Below are 18,234 nucleotides of genomic sequence, written 5' to 3'. Positions count from 1 at the left end.
CTACTCTCCTTTTACTGCTTTAACTGTTTTTAACGCCGATTTTATATCATCATAAATAATATTTCCAACAACTACTGTATCAGCATATTGTGCCATTTCTTTCGCCTGTTCTGCATTAGAAATACCACCGCCATAGTATAACTTAGCTTGTTTCAATTCTGCTTTTACATTTTTAACAAGTTCAACATCTCCATACGTACCGCTATATTCTAAATAAAATATCGGTAAATGTAATAACTTGTCTGCTAAACGAGCATATGCAATAACGTCATCTTCTGTTAAATCACATTTCGCTTCTGTAAGCTGGGCTACTTTCGCTTCTGGATTTAAAACACAATACCCTTCCATAAAAATTTCGTCCCAGTCCATAATATCCCCAAATTCTTTCAATGCCTCATGATGAACACCTGTTATCCATTCTACTTTTCGGCTATTTAAAACACTTGGGATGTAATAAAAATCAAATCCTGGTGTAATTGCTTCTACATCAGAAACCTCTAATACACAAGGAACTGCATATCTACGAATGCTAACTAGCATGTGTAATACGTTGTCAATTGTAACTCCATCACTTCCGCCTACAATAACCGCATCAGTTCCAGACTCACAAATCATTTCTAAATGTTCATCGCTTAACTCCTTATTTGGATCAAGCTTAAATACATGTTTCCATCCGGAAATATCGTACATGAAAACACCCTTTCTTTTCTCTAGTTATATATATTTCTGTTCAAAATAACAGTTTATTTTCATCATTATTGTTTTAACTTCATCTTAAATATTTGTTTAAAACGGAGAATTAAGTTTGGAATTACCTCTTCCATATTTTTTAAACTAGAGGATTTAATTTTGAAGTTCCTTTTATGCATTCTTTCATTATAACAAAAAAAGTTACTTACACACACGCACATTCCAACATCTTTTTCCACGTCAAATGTTGGATTACATATCCCAAAAATCAAACGGGATACTAATAAAAGAAATAGTATTATCTATTTCAACTTTCATAAAAAGGAGTGTTTTTCTAATGAAGCAAAATATCGGGACAATAAACGCTCTAATTCGAATTACACTTGGGCTTGTCCTCTTCGGATGTAGTGCAACTAAACTTGTACGCAAGCCGTGGTGCACTTGGTCTAACATTTTTCTATGGATTGGTGCAATGAAAGTTGCAGAAGGAATTGTTCGTTTCTGCCCTGTTGTTGAAATGTGGAAATTCGGAAAATACATGAATATGGGGGCATTTAAAATGCCTAGCATGAATTTTGCTAAAAAAGGACATGCTAAAGAAGAAGTGAATCAAACTTCCACTCATGCCAAGCCAGAGTCAAAAGGAAGTTATGACGCTTCTGACAAAGAGATTGAGTCAGCGATTGAAGATATAATCCTGGCAAAACCGCTTTGAATCATTTGTCACGATGCAAGATGCTCTCAAAGGGACTTAGCTGCTGCAGTGGGCGGTTAAGTCTTCTTTATTTTATCATAAAACAGAACGTATATTCTCTTTTTCAACCTTAAAATGTATATAAAAGATATCAATCAATAAAATTCAGAAAATTAGATACATACCTCTTGCTTAAAATGATATAAAAGTGATATCATTTTTATATCAGGAGGCGATCATATGAAAGAAAAACAAGTATTTTATGTAAATGGTTTTCTCGGTATTATTGGAATTTTGATTTTAGCTGCTATCGGTGTATTTTTCCTTGCACAAGAAATTTTCATAGGAGCGGCACTAACTATTATATTAGCCGCAGTTCTCGCTACAGGTATCGGTATTGTTCAACCGAATCAAGCGAAGGTTATTACGTTCTTCGGTAATTATTTAGGAACAATTCGTCAAAACGGTTTATTTTTAACGATTCCGTTCGCATTCCGTCAAACTGTATCTTTACGTGTTGAAAACTTTAACAGTAAAAAATTAAAAGTAAATGACGTTGATGGAAATCCAATTGAAATTGCAGCTGTTATCGTATATAAAGTTGTTGATTCTGCAAAAGCGATGTTTGGTGTTGAACATTATGATCGATTTGTAGAAATTCAAAGCGAAACGGCAATCCGCCATGTTGCAACAAAATATCCTTATGACAATTTCCAAGATGAAACCTGCGTTACGTTACGCGGAAATACTGAAGAAATCTCTGAAGAATTAAAACGTGAGTTAGAAGCACGTCTTGAAATTGCTGGTGTAGAGGTATTAGAAACTCGTTTAACGCACTTAGCTTACGCAACAGAAATTGCCCATGCAATGCTACAACGCCAGCAAGCAAAAGCAGTATTAGCTGCTAGAAAAGAAATTGTTGAAGGCGCTGTGAAGATGGCAAAAGATTCCATCCATATGTTAGATGAAGAAGGCGTACTAGAACTCGATGACGAGCGTAAAGCAAATATGGTAAACAACTTATTAGTTGCCATCGTTTCAGATAAAGGTGCGCAGCCAGTTATTAATACAGGAAGCCTATACTAAGGGCTATAAGTAATTATGGCTAAAAAGAAAAGCTTTCCATTACGTATTGATCCTGAATTACACGCAGTCATCGAAAAATGGGCAAATGATGAATTTCGTAGCGTCAATGCACACATCGAGTATTTACTTCGAGAAATGGCAAAGCAAAAAGGGAAATTAAAAAAAGATAAAGATGCATAAAAATCCCGCTGATTCCTCAGCGGGATTTTTACATATTAACTTTTCGTCATCTCATGCCCAATTGCACGATATCCTATATCACTTCGATAAAATAGACCATCACTCTCAATTTTACCGATTTCTTTATATACTTTATCTTTTGCTTCTTGTAAACTATTTGCCTTACAAGCAACAAATAATACACGGCCACCGTTCGTTACAAAGTCCCCATGTTTCATTGCTGTACCTGCATGGAAAACAATCACATCTTGCAGTGCATCTAGTCCGCTAATAATATCACCTTTTTTATATGCTTCTGGATATCCTGTAGAAGCAAGTACAACACCGATTACCGCTTCTTCTGACCATTGTAACGTTAGTTCACTTTCATCTAATACAGCGTTACATACATCAACTAAATCGTTTTCTAATCGAGGTAATACAACTTCTGTTTCAGGATCACCGAAGCGTGCATTAAATTCAATTACCTTCGGACCATCATTTGTTAAAATAAGACCTGCGTATAAAATACCTGTAAACGAACGGTTTTCTTCAATCATCGCCTTAGCAGTTGGATGCAATACGGTTTGAATCGCTTCTTGAACTGCTGATTCTGGAATTTGTGGTACTGGAGAATATGCACCCATTCCGCCCGTATTTGGACCTTTATCACCATCAAAAGCTCTTTTATGATCTTGGGCGATTACCATTGGATGTACAGTTGTTCCATTCACGAATGCCATTAATGAAAATTCTTGTCCATCTAAAAACTCTTCAATAACGACCTTCTTACTTGCCGCGCCGAATTTCACATCTTGTAGCATTTCTTTCACAGCTTGTAATGCCTCTTCAAGCGTCATTGCTACCGTTACCCCTTTACCCGCAGCTAGGCCGTCAGCTTTAATAACGATTGGTGCACCAACTTTTTGAATGTACTGTACTGCTTCTTCATAATCTGTAAAAGTTTCGTACGCCGCAGTTGGAATATCATACTTTTTCATAAGCTCTTTTGTAAAAGCTTTACTACCTTCAATAACAGCAGCCGCTTTATTCGGACCAAATACACGCAGTCCCTCTTCTTTAAAACAATCAACAATTCCATTCATAAGCGGAATTTCTGGTCCAACGAAAGTTAACTCGACATAATTCTCTTTTGCAAATAAAACTAATGCATCAAAATCATTTTCATCAATGTCAACTGGTGTTGCAACATCTCGCATACCTTCATTACCTGGTGCTACATATACCTTTTCTACTTTTTCAGATTGTGCAAACTTCCAAGCTAAAGCATGCTCACGCCCACCGCGGCCAATTACTAAAACATTCATATTTCATCCCCCAATAATTAAATAAGTACAAACTAGAAGCTATGCTCCTAGTTTGCTTTTTCATATCAATAAAAGGTTATCTCAATCGGACTTTTTAAACATCCTCTATTAGTGTTTGAAATGACGTACGCCAGTGAACACCATAGCAATCCCATAAGTATCTGCCACTTTAATAGAATCTTCATCACGGATTGATCCGCCCGGTTGAATGATTGCTGTAATTCCTGCTTTTGCTGCTTCTTCTAATGTATCTGGCATTGGGAAGAAAGCATCAGATGCAAGCGCGCTACCTTGTGCTTTTTCACCAGCTTGTGTAATTGCGATTTTTGCAGAACCTACACGGTTCATCTGTCCCGCACCGACACCAATCGTCATGTCATCTTTCGCTAAAACAATTGCGTTTGATTTCACATGTTTTACAACTTTCCAAGCTAGTTTTAAATCTTTCCATTCTTGCTCTGAAGGTTCACGTTTCGTTGGAATTGAAATTGTACTTTCATCTAATGATAACGTATCTTCCTCTTGAACTAGAAGTCCACCTTGTACAGAAGTTAGTTTTTTGCTTGCACTTGTCGCTTTTTCAATATTTATAGTTAATAAACGTAAGTTCTTCTTACTTTGCAACACTTCTAAAGCTTCTTGCGAGAACGAAGGTGCGATAACAATTTCTAAGAAAATTTCATGTAACTTTTCTGCTGTAGCTTTATCAATTTCACGATTTGCTGCAATAATACCGCCGAAGATTGATACCGGATCTGCTTCATAAGCACGAGTATATGCTGCGTGAATATCAGTTCCTACTCCAACACCACATGGATTCATATGTTTTACTGCTACTACTGCTGGTTCTGTAAATTCTTTTACGATGCTAAGCGCTGCGTCTGCATCATTAATATTGTTATACGATAATTCCTTACCGTGTAATTGTTCTGCGTATGCAACAGAAGAAGTTGCTGCGAATGGCGCTTTATAGAAAGTTGCTTTTTGATGTGGGTTCTCGCCATAACGTAAGTCTTGCTTTTTCTCAAATGTCACAGTTAATGTTTCTGGACTTTCTTCACCCATTTGCTCTGTTAAGTAGTTAGAAATTAACGCATCATACGCTGCTGTATGACGGAATACTTTCGCTGCTAATTTACGTTTCGTTTCTTCTTTTACTTCACCGTCTTCTTTCAGTTCTGCTAATACAACATCGTAATCTACTGGATCTACAATTACCGATACAAATTTATGATTTTTCGCAGCAGAGCGAATCATTGTCGGGCCACCGATATCAATATTTTCAATTGCATCAGCAAATGTTACATCAGGCTTAGCGATTGTTTCTTTAAATGGGTATAAGTTAACAACAACAAAGTCAATTGGCTCTATACCTAACTCATTCATTTGTGTTACATGTGTTTCATTATCACGAACTGCTAATAGACCACCATGAATATTTGGATGTAATGTTTTCACACGGCCATCCATAATTTCAGGGAAACCAGTTACTTCAGAAATACCAATTACTTGTAAACCGTTTTCTTCTAGTAACTTTTTCGTACCACCTGTTGAAATAACTTCAATCCCTTGTTCTAGTAACCCTTTAACAAATTCTACTACTCCTGTTTTATCTGAAACACTTACTAATGCACGCTTTTTCATTTATCCTTCACCCCTGGTTGTATGTTAGTTAACAGTTGATTCTTTCACAGACTGAACAATTTGATTCACTGTATTTACGTATAATTTATGTTCAACTTGTTGAATTTTCTTTTGTAAGCTTTCTCTCGTATCCCCTTCAGAAACAACCACTGCTTCTTGCGCAATAATTGGCCCTGTATCCATACCTGCATCTACATAATGAATTGTTACTCCAGTTACTTTCACACCTGCTTCTAACGCTTGACCGACAGCATCTTTACCCGGAAAGCTCGGTAGTAATGATGGATGAATATTAATAATCTTCCCGCCGTATGCTTCTAGTAACGTCGGCCCGATTAAACGCATATATCCAGCTAAAATAACATAATCAATTTCATATTCTTCTAGCTTCTTTAATATCTCTTTTTCAAACACTTCTTTTGACTCATATGCTTTCGCTGAAAAAGCAAAACACGGAATATGATGATAATTTGCCCGTCCAACAGCGCGTGCTTCTGGTTTATCACATACTAATAAACTAATTTCTGCATCCAATCTTTTTTCTTCTACCGCATTAACGAGAGATTGAAAGTTAGATCCACTTCCAGAAGCAAAAACTGCTAATCTACTCATAGTGCTGTGCCCCCATTAAAAGTAACGCCAGCTCCTTGTATAGTACGTCCAATAATACGAGCCATTTCTCCTTGCTCTTCAAGAAGACGAACAACATCTTTTGCATCTTCTTCCTTCACTGCTACTACCATACCAATACCCATGTTAAAAATATTGAACATTTCTTTCTCTTCCAGTTTTCCAACTTCTTGAAGCAAACTAAAGATCGGCTGAATTTCCCAAGATCCTAGTTCAATCTCAGCACCGATTCCTTCTGGCAACATGCGTGGAATATTTTCAATAAATCCGCCACCTGTAATATGCGCCATACCGTATACTTCATGTTTCTTCAATAGTTCTAAAATAGGTTTGACATAAATTTTCGTTGGTTTTAATAATTCTTCACCAAGAGGTAGTTCTAAGCGGCTATAAATACGCTCTAAAGATAGTTCTCCATCTTCTAGTAACACTTTTCGTACTAAAGAGTAACCATTGCTATGAATACCGCTAGATGCTAAGCCAATTAGCACGTGACCAGCTTCAATCTTTTCACCTGTTACAATTTTCTTTTTATCAACAATCCCAACTGTAAAACCAGCTAAATCATATTCTTCCGTAGAATACATTCCTGGCATTTCAGCTGTTTCTCCACCGATTAATGCACAACCAGCTTGGCGACAGCCCTCTGATATACCTTTGACGATGTTTTCAATTTTACTAGGTTCAGCTTTACCACAAGCAATATAATCAAGGAAGAAAAGCGGCTCTGCTCCTTGGACAACAATATCATTTACACACATTGCTACTGCATCAATACCAATTGTGTCATGTTTATCTGCCATAAAAGCGAGCATCAATTTCGTTCCCACGCCATCTGTTCCAGATACTAATACAGGTTCTTCTAATGCAAATTTTGATAGATCAAACATACCTCCAAAACCGCCTAAACCGCCTAGTACTTCTTTTCTCATAGTTGTTTGTACGTGTTTTTTCATGCGAGATACCGCTTCATATCCAGCTTCAATATCTACTCCTGCTTGCTTATATGCATTCGCCATCGTTATTTACACCTCGTCTTTTAATTTCTTCCCATCCAGGGCGGGCTATTTTAAGAAAGGAGCTAGCTTCTACATCAAAAGAAGTAGAAGCTTTTCTCACTTTTCTTATTTCATACTTTCTAAAAGCTCTTGCTCATAATCATAAAGAGCTGTTGGATAGTCCCCATTAAAGTAAGCCATGCATAGGCCGCCATATTTCCCTTCATATGGACGTCCAATTGCATCTACTAATCCATCTTCACTTAAAAATGTTAAAGAATCTGCTCCGATTATTTCACGGATTTCTTCTACTGTATGATTTGCTGCAATTAATTCTTTTCTCGTTTGAATATCAATGCCATAGAAACATGGATATTTCAGAGGTGGTGAAGCAATTCTTACGTGAACTTCTGTCGCTCCAGCCTCACGAAGCATACGAACAATTCGTTTACTTGTCGTTCCTCTTACGATAGAGTCATCAATCATAACAACTCGTTTCCCTTCAACTACACCTCTTACTGCGGAAAGCTTCATCTTAACCCCTTGCTCGCGCAGTTCTTGAGAAGGTTGGATAAACGTACGTCCAACGTAACGATTTTTAATTAATCCTAACTCATATGGAATACCTGTCGCCTCCGCATAGCCAATCGCAGCTGAAATACTAGAGTCTGGTACACCAGTAACAACATCTGCTTCAATAGGAGCTTCTGCCGCTAAACGTTTCCCCATATTCTTACGTGCTGCATGAACGTTAACGCCTGCAATATTAGAATCTGGTCGTGCAAAGTAAATATATTCCATACTACAAATTGCATGTTCTACATCGTTTGTGAAACGATCTACGTGAATTCCTTCATCATTAATGATAAGTAATTCACCCGGTTCTACATCACGAATGTATGTTGCACCTACTACATCAAAAGCACATGTTTCAGATGCTACAACGTAAGCATCCCCCATCTTTCCAATTGAAAGCGGACGGAACCCATTCGGATCTAATGCAACGATCATTTCATTTCCAGTTAGTAAAAGATACGCAAACGCACCTTTCACTTTATTTAAAGCCTCTTTTACACTTTCAATTAAAGAATCTTTCGTGCTACGTTTAATAAGATGTAAAAGTACTTCTGTATCTGAACTAGTTTGAAAAATACTGCCCTCTGCTTCTAATTCACGACGAAGCATTTTTGCGTTAATTAAATTTCCGTTATGAGCTAATGCCATACTATGATCGGAAAAACGGAACAACAATGGTTGAACGTTAGCAACTTCACTTCCACCAGCTGTTGCATATCGTACATGTCCGATTGCTGATTTTCCATTTAATCCTTCTAGCTCACCTCTTGAAAACACTTCTGATATTAAACCTAACCCCTTGTGACCGACGATTTTTTCCCCATTATTTACGACAATGCCTGCGCCTTCTTGCCCACGGTGCTGTAAACTGTGCAATCCGTAGTATGAAACTTGTGCTGCATTTTCATGCCCCCAAATTCCGAAAACACCACATTCTTCGTTTAACCCCTTTATTTCAGCAAGCATGGGATTGCCCCTTTCCAAGCCTTTCTCATTTCATCTACATTTGCTGTAAGTAATACTTCATTTTCTTCATTATGAATTGTTACTTCATTTGTACTTGTTACTTCTCCAACTTGGATTGCTTCTACTGCTTTCTCAAACGCCTCTTTATTTTCACGTTTTACAGTTATCACAAAGCGAGACTGTGATTCAGCGAATAATGCTGCTGTTGCTTCTCCATCTAATTTCACAGTAGCACCTAAGCCTTTAGCACCAATTGCACTTTCTGAAATCGCAACTGCTAAACCACCTTCAGCAACATCATGTGCAGATTGAACAAGACCAGCTTGAATTGCTTCTAATACTTGTTTTTGGCGTCTTAATTCTACATCTAAATCGATACTTGGTGATTGACCGAAAATTTTGCCGTGAATCATTTTCTGTAATTCACTTCCGCCAAACTCAGCTTTCGTCTCACCAATTACATACACTAAATCACCAGCTTGCTTAAACTCTTGTGTTGTTACATGTTTTAAGTCATGCACAAGTCCGACCATCCCAACTGTCGGTGTTGGATATACAGCTTCACCACTACGCTCGTTATACATCGATACGTTTCCGCCGATAACTGGTGTTTGTAATGCGCGACAAGCTTCACTCATACCGTCTACTGATTTCTCAATCTGCCAGAAGATTTCTGGTTTTTCTGGGTTACCGAAGTTTAAGCAATCTGTAATTGCAAGTGGCTCTCCGCCAGAACATACGATATTACGCGCTGCCTCTGCTACTGCAATTTTACCGCCCATCTCTGGGTCTAGATAAATGTAGCGAGAGTTACAATCTGTCGTCATTGCTAATCCTTTTTCTGTACCGCGTACACGTACAACTGCAGCATCTGAACCTGGCGTAACAACTGTGCTTGTGCGAACTTGGTAATCGTATTGATCGTATACCCACTCTTTACTTGCAATGGTTGGTTGCTGTAATAGAGCAAATAACGTTTCTTTATAATTTTCTACTTTTGGCGTTTCCATTTTCATTGCTTGGAATTCAGTAAAGTATGCTGCTTCTTTTGATGGCTTATGATAAATTGGTGCTTCTTCTGCTAAAGCATCTGCTGGAACTTCAGCTACCTTTTCACCTTTATGGAATAAACGAAGCATTTTATCTTCTGTTACTTTCCCCATCGTAACCGCTGCAAGACCATACTTCTCAAATAAATCTACTATTTCTTGTTCTCTACCTTTTTTCACAACAATTAACATACGCTCTTGTGATTCAGATAGCATCATTTCATATGGTGTCATTCCTGTTTCACGCTGTGGTACATCATCTAAGTACATTTCAATACCCATTCCTGCTTTACTTGCCATTTCTGCAGATGATGATGTTAAACCAGCCGCACCCATATCTTGAATTCCAACAAGTGCATCGGATTGAATTAATTCTAAACACGCTTCAATAAGAAGTTTTTCCATAAATGGATCCCCTACTTGAACCGCTGGACGTTTCGCTTCTGAGCTTTCAGATAGTTCTTCCGACGCGAATGTTGCACCGTGAATACCGTCACGACCAGTTGATGCTCCTACGTACATTACTGTGTTACCAGCACCGTGCGCTTGCCCTTTTTTAATGTCTTCGTGGTTAATCAAACCTACGCACATTGCATTTACAAGTGGATTTCCTTCATAACATGGATCAAATTGTACTTCGCCGCCAACAGTCGGAATACCGATGCAGTTACCGTATCCTGCAATTCCTGCTACTACTTCTTCGAATAAATATTTCACACGTGGTGACTGTAATTCACCGAAACGAAGTGAGTTTAATAGAGCTACCGGACGTGCTCCCATAGAGAATACGTCACGAATAATACCACCAACACCTGTTGCAGCTCCTTGATATGGCTCAATAGCTGAAGGATGGTTATGACTTTCCATTTTAAATACAACTGCTTGATTATCACCGATATCTACAATTCCAGCACCTTCTCCAGGTCCTTGCAGAACGCGCTCACCTGTAGTTGGAAACTTACGAAGAACTGGTTTCGAATTTTTATAACTACAATGTTCAGACCACATTACAGAGAATAACCCTGTTTCTGTATAATTTGGCAGACGACCTAAAATCTTTTCAACCATGGCAAACTCTTCGTCTGTTAGCCCCATTTCCGCATATATACGCTCTTCTTTAATTTGTGTTGGATTTGGTTCAAGCATTAACGACATATGTTTCCCTCCACTGTTTTAAGATAGATTGAAAGACTTTTAACCCTTCAGCACCGCCAAGTAATTCATCTACAGCACGCTCTGGGTGTGGCATCATACCAAGTACATTTCCTTTTTCATTTACAATACCAGCAATATCTGAAACGCTACCGTTAGGGTTTTCTACGTAACGGAATGCGATTTGATTGTTCTCTTCTAATTGTTTAAGCGTCGCTTCATCACAATAGTAATTCCCCTCACCATGCGCGATTGGAATATTAATTACTTCATCTTTTCCATATTGTGATGTAAACATCGTTTCATTATTTTCAACACGCAACTGAACAGTGCGACACATAAATTTTAAGTTTTCGTTTCTCATTAATGCTCCTGGTAGTAATCCTGATTCAACAAGAATCTGGAATCCATTACATACCCCTAAAATCGGCTTTCCTTGCTCAGCAGCTTTTTGCACTGCTTTCATTGCATTAGCAAAGCGAGAGATAGCACCGCAGCGTAAGTAGTCACCATAAGAAAATCCACCTGGTAGTAGAATTGCATCATATTCATCTAAATTCTCTGTATCGTGCCAAACGTAATCTACTTCTTCGCCAAGCTCATCTTTAATTGCATGGAACATATCGACATCACAGTTCGAACCCGGAAATACTATTACGGCAAATTTCACTGTGCGACAACCTCCTCAACTTCATAACGGAAGTCTTCCATTACAACGTTCGCTAATAGTTTTTCACACATTTCTTTTACCTTGCTATCTAAATCAGATACAGATTTATCAATTGTTAGTTCCATGTACTTTCCGATTCGAACGTCTTGTACTTCTGTGAATGAAAGACTATGAAGTGCTCCTTTTACTGCTGTTCCTTGTGGATCTAATACGCTTTCTCTTAATGTTACATATACCTTAACTTTATACATGTGAAATTCCCCCTAAACGTTTTAAAATCTCTTCATAAGCATCTGTTAAATTTCCAAGATCGCGACGGAATACGTCTTTATCAAACTTTTCATTGCTCGTTTCATCCCATAAACGGCAAGTATCTGGTGAAATTTCATCCGCTAAAATGATTTCTCCTTCTTCCGTTACACCAAACTCTAATTTGAAATCTACTAATCTTACACGACAGCTTGCGAAATGATCAATCAACACTTGATTGATTTGTAGAGCCATATCTCGTAATACACTTACTTGCTCTGGTGATGCAACGTTTAATACACGAATATGATCTTCCGTTACAAGCGGATCTCCTAAATCATCATCTTTGAAGTAAAATTCTACGATTGGTTCTGCAAGTGCAGTTCCCTCTTCCATTCCTAATCGTTTTGAAAGACTTCCTGCAATTACATTTCTTGTGACAACTTCTAAAGGAATAATACTCACTTTTTTAACAAGTTGTTCTGTTTCAGATAACTTCTCAACAAAATGTGTTTTAATTCCCACTTCTTGTAACTTTCTGAACAATAAAGTTGTAATTTCATTGTTCAAACGACCTTTTCCTGTAATCGTCTCTTTTTTCTCCCCATTGAAAGCAGTCGCACTATCTTTGTACTCTACCCAAACCATATCTGCTGATTCTGTACGATAAATTCTTTTTGCCTTACCTTCATACAGCAATTCTAGCTTTTGCATTTCGCAAGCCCCCTGTAGTTTGAAAAATGTGAATAATGTTTTTATAAAGAATGGCACAGAATGACTCTATTCTGTGCCATATGAAATTTTACGCTTCGTTTAATCCTAAGCGTTCAAAGATTGTATCAACGTGTTGCATATGATGCTCATAGTTGAAGCATTCATTAATTTCTTCCTGTGTTAACTTGCTTGTAATACGCTCATCAGCTTCTACAAGCTCTTTAAATTGTACTTGTGTTTCCCAAGCTTCCATCGCTTTAGGCTGTACGATATCATAAGCTTCTTCACGTACCATACCTTTGTCGATTAGTGTAAGCATTACGCGCTGAGAATAAATTAAGCCGTATGTTCTTGTCATATTGCGTTTCATATTCTCTGGGTATACAGTTAAGTTTTTAACGATATTACCAAAGCGATTTAACATGTAATTTAATGCGATTGTAGCATCTGGTAAAATTACGCGTTCTGCCGAAGAGTGAGAAATGTCACGCTCATGCCATAATGGAACATTTTCGTAAGCTGTCATCATATAACCGCGGATAACACGAGCTAAACCAGTCATATTTTCAGATCCAATTGGATTACGCTTATGTGGCATTGCAGAAGAACCTTTTTGACCTTTTGCGAAAGCTTCTTCAACTTCACGTGTTTCACTCTTTTGTAAACCACGAATCTCAACTGCCATCTTTTCGATAGATGTTGCGATTAATGCAAGTGTTGACATGTAATGAGCATGACGATCACGTTGCAATGTTTGTGTTGAAATTGGTGCTGCTTCTAATCCTAAGTTTTCACAAACATACTTTTCTACGAATGGATCGATATTTGCGTATGTACCAACCGCACCAGATAATTTACCAACACGAACTGTATCAGCAGCTTGTTTGAAACGCTCTACGTTACGTTTCATCTCTTCATACCAAAGACCAAGTTTTAAACCAAATGTCGTTGGTTCTGCATGAACACCGTGTGTTCTTCCCATCATGATTGTGTATTTATGCTCTTTCGCTTTGTTAGCTAAAATGCTTACAAAGTTCTCTAAGTCTTTTAATATAATTTCATTCGCTTGTTTTAAGATGTAAGATAATGCTGTATCTACTACATCTGTAGATGTTAAACCGTAATGAACCCATTTACGTTCTTCGCCTAATGCTGGCGTTTCTGATACAGCACGAGTGAATGCAACTACGTCATGACGTGTTTCTTTTTCAATTTCATAAATACGATCAATATCAAATGATGCATGTTCACGAATTTTTTTAACATCTTCTTTTGGAATATCGCCAAGCTCAGCCCATGCTTCACAAGCTAAAATCTCAACTTCTAACCACGCTTTAAATTTGTTCTCTTCCGTCCAAATCGCACCCATTTCAGGGCGTGTATAACGACTAATCATCTTTTTCCCTCCAACAGTTGTTCTTGATGGTCCCAAATATGCAAACTCTTCGCTTTTTCTAGAGCGACTTCAATATTATCATTTAAAATATTAACATGCCCCATTTTTCGCTGTGCTTTTGCTTCTTCTTTTCCATACAAGTGTAAATAGCACCCGGTTAATCTATTCACTTGTCTTAGGACCCCTTCTATATGTTCGCCTAAAATGTTTACCATGACAACTGGTTTTAACAAATTTGTTTCTCCTAGAGGTAAATTACAGATTGCTCGAATATGTTGACCAAATTGACTCGTTTCACATGCATCCTGTGTATAGTGTCCTGAATTGTGAGGTCTTGGCGCTAATTCATTAATATAAATCTCACCATTATCTGTAGCAAACATCTCTACAGCTAGTGTTCCCACAAGTTCTAATTCATCCGCAAGTACCTTTGCATAAGCAATTGTTTTTTGAGAAAGCTCTTCTGTAATGCGAGCTGGAACGATAGATTCATGTAAAATGTTATTTACATGAATATTTTCTGCTACTGGAAACACTTTTGTTTCACCACTTACACTACGAATCACAATAACTGATACTTCTTTTTCAAAAGGCACCCATTTCTCTAAAATACATTCTGCTTTATCCACAAGATTTCTTGCTGCCTCAACATCAGCTTCACTTCTTAAAACAACTTGCCCTTTCCCATCATATCCACCTGTCGTCGTTTTTAAGACGGAAGGGAATGATAACTCAGCAATTGCTTCTGTAAGCTGATCTTGATTTTGAACTAATCTATACGTTGCTACTGGTAACCCAGCCTTCTCAATCGCATTCTTTTCTGTAAAACGATTTTGCGTTGTATTTAACAACTGACTACCTTGTGGTAAGTACGCATGTTTTTCAAGCCATTGTAAACATCTATAATCAATATTCTCAAATTCATATGTGACAACATCACTTATCTCTGCTAAATGCTGAATTGCTTTTAAATCGTCATATGATGCAACAATTTCAATATCAGCAACTTGTGCACATGGTGAGTTTTTTGTAGGATCTAAAACAGCAATTTTATATCCCATCTCCTTAGCTGCCAATGCCATCATTCTTCCTAGCTGGCCGCCTCCAATAATACCGATTGTTTTTCCAGGTAAAATGATTCTCGTCATACTAGCTCACTACCTTCGCGCACATCTTTTTCAATTGCTTCTCTTCTCAATTCTAATGCATCATGTATGTCATCATGGAATGATCCAATTATTTGTGCAGCAAGTAAACCAGCATTCGTTGAACCAGCCTTACCAATTGCAACAGTTGCAACTGGAACTCCTCCTGGCATTTGGACAATGGATAATAATGAATCTAAGCCGTTTAACGCTTTTGATTGAACTGGAACTCCGATTACAGGAAGATTCGTCTTCGCTGCAACCATTCCTGGTAAATGTGCTGCTCCACCAGCTCCAGCAATAATAACTTTCAATCCACGTTCACGAGCCGTCTCTGCATATTCAAACATATAATCCGGAGTCCGATGAGCGGATACAACCTTTTTCTCATACGGTATATTTAATTCATCTAAAATGTCACAAGCATATTTCATTGTTTCCCAGTCTGACGTGCTTCCCATTATGACTCCAACTAGTGATTTCATATTAGAATCCCCCCGATTCAAATAAAAAAAGCCTGAAATAGAACAGTTTCTCTTTTACTATGAGAGAAAGCGCTCTACTCAGGCATACGTATCCCTTGTGAATAGAAAAATACCGAGTGACTTTCCCTCATAGTCTAACGAATAACGGTCGTTAGGTAGAGACTTGCAGGCCATATCCCCGCGATTATATGAGGTCTTATATATTATTCTTTCTATGGCTATATTAACAATATTTCATAAACAATGTCAACAAATAATCGAATGTTTTTTTATTACTAATCAATAACGTTCGTGTTTTAGTTATATTCAAAAGAATAATTGTAACTATATGCAAGAAGGATAAGAAATTAGAATATATATTTCTAGAGATCTATCATACACAAAACGGTTTGTGTACAAATTCCATATGCTTTAATATAAAGCATATCGTTTATATTCCTTTGTATCGTAACCATTACTATAATGATTGAATACTTGTTTATATCATCCCGCTTTTTTCACTCTCATTATTTAAAATATATACTTGTAGTAGAAATAACAGTTCCTATTATAAGGATTGTTTGGGAGCACTTAGAAAACCTGACAAGCAAAAAATCATTCCTATTACTCTCAATACCCTCATTTTCATTCTTTTTCCTCATTAAGATTTGGTATATAAAAATAAACACAAAAAAACCTAAGTCGAAACGACTTAGGTTTTTTGCTTGGCGACGTCCTACTCTCACAGGGACAAGGTCCCAACTACCATCGGCGCTAGAGAGCTTAACTTCCGTGTTCGGTATGGGAACGGGTGTGACCTCTCTGCCATCATCACCAAACTATGAAGGCATATTCCTTCAAAACTAGATAACATTTGCTACATATTATATGGTTAAGTCCTCGATCTATTAGTATTCGTCAGCTCCACATGTCACCATGCTTCCACCTCGAACCTATCAACCTGATCATCTTTCAGGGATCTTACTAGCTTACGCTATGGGAAATCTCATCTTGAGGGGGGCTTCATGCTTAGATGCTTTCAGCACTTATCCCTTCCGCACATAGCTACCCAGCTATGCCCTTGGCAGAACAACTGGTACACCAGCGGTGCGTCCATCCCGGTCCTCTCGTACTAAGGACAGCTCCTCTCAAATTTCCTACGCCCACGACGGATAGGGACCGAACTGTCTCACGACGTTCTGAACCCAGCTCGCGTACCGCTTTAATGGGCGAACAGCCCAACCCTTGGGACCGACTACAGCCCCAGGATGCGATGAGCCGACATCGAGGTGCCAAACCTCCCCGTCGATGTGGACTCTTGGGGGAGATAAGCCTGTTATCCCCGGGGTAGCTTTTATCCGTTGAGCGATGGCCCTTCCATGCGGAACCACCGGATCACTAAGCCCGACTTTCGTCCCTGCTCGACTTGTAGGTCTCGCAGTCAAGCTCCCTTATGCCTTTGCACTCTACGAATGATTTCCAACCATTCTGAGGGAACCTTTGGGCGCCTCCGTTACACTTTAGGAGGCGACCGCCCCAGTCAAACTGCCCACCTGACACTGTCTCCCGGGTCGATAAGACCCGTAGGTTAGAATTTCAATACAGTCAGGGCGGTATCCCACCAGCGCCTCCACCGAAGCTAGCGCTCCGGTTTCAATGGCTCCCGCCTATCCTGTACAAACTGTACCAAAATTCAATATCAGGCTACAGTAAAGCTCCACGGGGTCTTTCCGTCCTGTCGCGGGTAACCTGCATCTTCACAGGTACTATAATTTCACCGAGTCTCTGGTTGAGACAGTGCCCAAATCGTTACACCTTTCGTGCGGGTCGGAACTTACCCGACAAGGAATTTCGCTACCTTAGGACCGTTATAGTTACGGCCGCCGTTTACTGGGGCTTCAGTTCAGAGCTTCGCTTACGCTAACCCCTCTCCTTAACCTTCCAGCACCGGGCAGGTGTCACCCCCTATACTTCGCCTTACGGCTTCGCAGAGAGCTGTGTTTTTGCTAAACAGTCGCTTGGGCCTATTCACTGCGGCTTTCCGTTAAGAAAGCACCCCTTCTCCCGAAGTTACGGGGTCATTTTGCCGAGTTCCTTAACCAGAGTTCTCTCGCACACCTTAGGATTCTCTCCTCGCCTACCTGTGTCGGTTTGCGGTACAGGCACCTTTTATCTCGCTAGAAGCTTTTCTTGGCAGCGGGGAATCAAAGACTTCGCTCCATAAGGAGCTTCCCCATCACAGCTCAGCCTTTACGATAAGCGGATTTGCCTACTTATCAGCCTAACTGCTTGGACGTGCACAACCAATCGCACGCTTCTTCTATCCTTCTGCGTCCCTCCATTGCTCAAACGATAAAGAGGTGGTACAGGAATATCAACCTGTTGTCCATCGCCTACGCCTGTCGGCCTCGGCTTAGGTCCTGACTAACCCTGAGCGGACGAGCCTTCCTCAGGAAACCTTAGGCATTCGGTGGACGGGATTCTCACCCGTCTTTCGCTACTCATACCGGCATTCTCACTTCTAAGCACTCCACCAGTCCTTACGGTCTGACTTCACTGTCCTTAGAACGCTCCCCTACCACTGATACCATTCGGTATCAATCCGCAGCTTCGGTGGTGTATTT

At 39.0% G+C, this 18,234-nt stretch carries 16 protein-coding genes, 2 rRNA genes and 1 riboswitch (1 of these 19 only partly in view); of the genes, 3 read left to right on the top strand and 15 right to left on the bottom strand.

Annotation, left to right across the window (positions count from 1 at the left end):
* Complete coding sequence (pcrB, locus tag F3I02_RS18330) at positions 1-690, bottom strand: heptaprenylglyceryl phosphate synthase (protein ID WP_000272080.1); 690 nt, start codon at positions 688-690, stop codon at positions 1-3.
* 337 nt (positions 691-1,027) lie between these two features.
* Here pcrB and F3I02_RS18325 point away from each other — a divergent pair, with 337 nt between their 5' ends.
* The 3 genes from F3I02_RS18325 (at position 1,028) to F3I02_RS18315 (ending at position 2,650) form a co-directional block, all read left to right on the top strand.
* Positions 1,028-1,405 (top strand): YgaP family membrane protein, encoded by a 378-nt coding sequence (locus tag F3I02_RS18325; RefSeq protein ID WP_196478279.1) that lies wholly within the window; start codon positions 1,028-1,030, stop codon positions 1,403-1,405.
* Positions 1,406-1,624: 219 nt separating this feature from the next.
* Positions 1,625-2,470: an SPFH domain-containing protein gene (locus F3I02_RS18320; RefSeq protein WP_000660669.1), complete on the top strand. Its 846-nt coding sequence runs from the start codon at positions 1,625-1,627 to the stop codon at positions 2,468-2,470.
* Positions 2,471-2,485: 15 nt separating this feature from the next.
* A complete protein-coding gene (locus tag F3I02_RS18315; RefSeq protein WP_001085171.1) occupies positions 2,486-2,650 on the top strand; it encodes a type II toxin-antitoxin system antitoxin in 165 nt (54 codons plus the stop codon).
* Positions 2,651-2,685: 35 nt separating this feature from the next.
* Here the strand turns inward: F3I02_RS18315 and purD are convergent, their stop codons facing one another.
* The 14 genes from purD to F3I02_RS18245 form a co-directional block, all read right to left on the bottom strand.
* Positions 2,686-3,957, bottom strand: coding sequence for a phosphoribosylamine--glycine ligase (gene purD / locus F3I02_RS18310; protein WP_196478278.1), 1,272 nt, complete (start codon positions 3,955-3,957; stop codon positions 2,686-2,688).
* Positions 3,958-4,065: 108 nt separating this feature from the next.
* On the bottom strand, positions 4,066-5,601 hold the full coding sequence (purH, locus tag F3I02_RS18305; RefSeq protein WP_000745435.1) for a bifunctional phosphoribosylaminoimidazolecarboxamide formyltransferase/IMP cyclohydrolase: 1,536 nt from the start codon (positions 5,599-5,601) through the stop codon (positions 4,066-4,068).
* Positions 5,602-5,625: 24 nt separating this feature from the next.
* Positions 5,626-6,213, bottom strand: coding sequence for a phosphoribosylglycinamide formyltransferase (purN, locus tag F3I02_RS18300; RefSeq protein WP_000088593.1), 588 nt, complete (start codon positions 6,211-6,213; stop codon positions 5,626-5,628).
* A complete protein-coding gene (purM, locus tag F3I02_RS18295) occupies positions 6,210-7,250 on the bottom strand; it encodes a phosphoribosylformylglycinamidine cyclo-ligase (protein WP_001262444.1) in 1,041 nt (346 codons plus the stop codon). The genes purN and purM overlap by 4 nt, the downstream gene beginning before the upstream one ends.
* 105 nt (positions 7,251-7,355) lie before the next feature.
* Entirely contained in the window at positions 7,356-8,771 is a 1,416-nt protein-coding gene (gene purF, locus F3I02_RS18290; protein ID WP_000879023.1) for an amidophosphoribosyltransferase, read from the bottom strand.
* A complete protein-coding gene (gene purL, locus F3I02_RS18285) occupies positions 8,756-10,975 on the bottom strand; it encodes a phosphoribosylformylglycinamidine synthase II (RefSeq protein WP_196478277.1) in 2,220 nt (739 codons plus the stop codon). Before purL ends, purF begins: the two co-directional genes overlap by 16 nt.
* Positions 10,959-11,642, bottom strand: coding sequence for a phosphoribosylformylglycinamidine synthase subunit PurQ (gene purQ / locus F3I02_RS18280; protein ID WP_000666787.1), 684 nt, complete (start codon positions 11,640-11,642; stop codon positions 10,959-10,961). Before purQ ends, purL begins: the two co-directional genes overlap by 17 nt.
* Complete coding sequence (gene purS / locus F3I02_RS18275; protein WP_000278823.1) at positions 11,639-11,893, bottom strand: phosphoribosylformylglycinamidine synthase subunit PurS; 255 nt, start codon at positions 11,891-11,893, stop codon at positions 11,639-11,641. The genes purQ and purS overlap by 4 nt, the downstream gene beginning before the upstream one ends.
* Positions 11,886-12,605 (bottom strand): phosphoribosylaminoimidazolesuccinocarboxamide synthase, encoded by a 720-nt coding sequence (purC, locus tag F3I02_RS18270; protein ID WP_001170538.1) that lies wholly within the window; start codon positions 12,603-12,605, stop codon positions 11,886-11,888. Before purC ends, purS begins: the two co-directional genes overlap by 8 nt.
* Before the next feature lie 88 nt (positions 12,606-12,693).
* Positions 12,694-14,001 (bottom strand): adenylosuccinate lyase, encoded by a 1,308-nt coding sequence (gene purB / locus F3I02_RS18265; protein ID WP_000625682.1) that lies wholly within the window; start codon positions 13,999-14,001, stop codon positions 12,694-12,696.
* A complete protein-coding gene (gene purK, locus F3I02_RS18260; protein WP_046944998.1) occupies positions 13,998-15,149 on the bottom strand; it encodes a 5-(carboxyamino)imidazole ribonucleotide synthase in 1,152 nt (383 codons plus the stop codon). The genes purB and purK overlap by 4 nt, the downstream gene beginning before the upstream one ends.
* The gene (gene purE, locus F3I02_RS18255) at positions 15,146-15,631 is read right to left on the bottom strand and encodes a 5-(carboxyamino)imidazole ribonucleotide mutase (RefSeq protein ID WP_000839366.1); all 486 of its coding nucleotides are present in this window, start codon (positions 15,629-15,631) and stop codon (positions 15,146-15,148) included. The genes purK and purE overlap by 4 nt, the downstream gene beginning before the upstream one ends.
* 110 nt (positions 15,632-15,741) lie before the next feature.
* A riboswitch (purine riboswitch) is annotated at positions 15,742-15,843 on the bottom strand.
* Positions 15,844-16,333: 490 nt separating this feature from the next.
* A 5S ribosomal RNA gene (gene rrf / locus F3I02_RS18250) occupies positions 16,334-16,449 on the bottom strand.
* Between the two features lie 49 nt (positions 16,450-16,498).
* Positions 16,499-18,234 (bottom strand): 23S ribosomal RNA (locus F3I02_RS18245) (it continues 1,187 nt past the right edge of the window).

Origin of the sequence: Bacillus sp. SRB3LM (assembly GCF_015712745.1) — a bacterium.
In the GTDB taxonomy this organism is placed as follows: domain Bacteria; phylum Bacillota; class Bacilli; order Bacillales; family Bacillaceae_G; genus Bacillus_A; species Bacillus_A thuringiensis_K.
This window is presented reverse-complemented; position numbering and strand designations above follow the sequence as displayed.

What these genes read in the sequence shown, in the direction of transcription:
- purB (WP_000625682.1), bottom strand. Translation starts at nt 14,001, where the DNA reads ATGATTAGTCGTTATACACGCCCTGAAATGGGTGCGATTTGGACGGAA.
- purN (WP_000088593.1), bottom strand. Translation starts at nt 6,213, where the DNA reads ATGAGTAGATTAGCAGTTTTTGCTTCTGGAAGTGGATCTAACTTTCAA.
- purH (WP_000745435.1), bottom strand. Translation starts at nt 5,601, where the DNA reads ATGAAAAAGCGTGCATTAGTAAGTGTTTCAGATAAAACAGGAGTAGTA.
- purK (WP_046944998.1), bottom strand. Translation starts at nt 15,149, where the DNA reads ATGACGAGAATCATTTTACCTGGAAAAACAATCGGTATTATTGGAGGC.
- pcrB (WP_000272080.1), bottom strand. Translation starts at nt 690, where the DNA reads ATGTACGATATTTCCGGATGGAAACATGTATTTAAGCTTGATCCAAAT.
- purE (WP_000839366.1), bottom strand. Translation starts at nt 15,631, where the DNA reads ATGAAATCACTAGTTGGAGTCATAATGGGAAGCACGTCAGACTGGGAA.
- F3I02_RS18325 (WP_196478279.1), top strand. Translation starts at nt 1,028, where the DNA reads ATGAAGCAAAATATCGGGACAATAAACGCTCTAATTCGAATTACACTT.
- purC (WP_001170538.1), bottom strand. Translation starts at nt 12,605, where the DNA reads ATGCAAAAGCTAGAATTGCTGTATGAAGGTAAGGCAAAAAGAATTTAT.
- purD (WP_196478278.1), bottom strand. Translation starts at nt 3,957, where the DNA reads ATGAATGTTTTAGTAATTGGCCGCGGTGGGCGTGAGCATGCTTTAGCT.
- purS (WP_000278823.1), bottom strand. Translation starts at nt 11,893, where the DNA reads ATGTATAAAGTTAAGGTATATGTAACATTAAGAGAAAGCGTATTAGAT.
- purM (WP_001262444.1), bottom strand. Translation starts at nt 7,250, where the DNA reads ATGGCGAATGCATATAAGCAAGCAGGAGTAGATATTGAAGCTGGATAT.
- purL (WP_196478277.1), bottom strand. Translation starts at nt 10,975, where the DNA reads ATGTCGTTAATGCTTGAACCAAATCCAACACAAATTAAAGAAGAGCGT.
- F3I02_RS18315 (WP_001085171.1), top strand. Translation starts at nt 2,486, where the DNA reads ATGGCTAAAAAGAAAAGCTTTCCATTACGTATTGATCCTGAATTACAC.
- purF (WP_000879023.1), bottom strand. Translation starts at nt 8,771, where the DNA reads ATGCTTGCTGAAATAAAGGGGTTAAACGAAGAATGTGGTGTTTTCGGA.
- F3I02_RS18320 (WP_000660669.1), top strand. Translation starts at nt 1,625, where the DNA reads ATGAAAGAAAAACAAGTATTTTATGTAAATGGTTTTCTCGGTATTATT.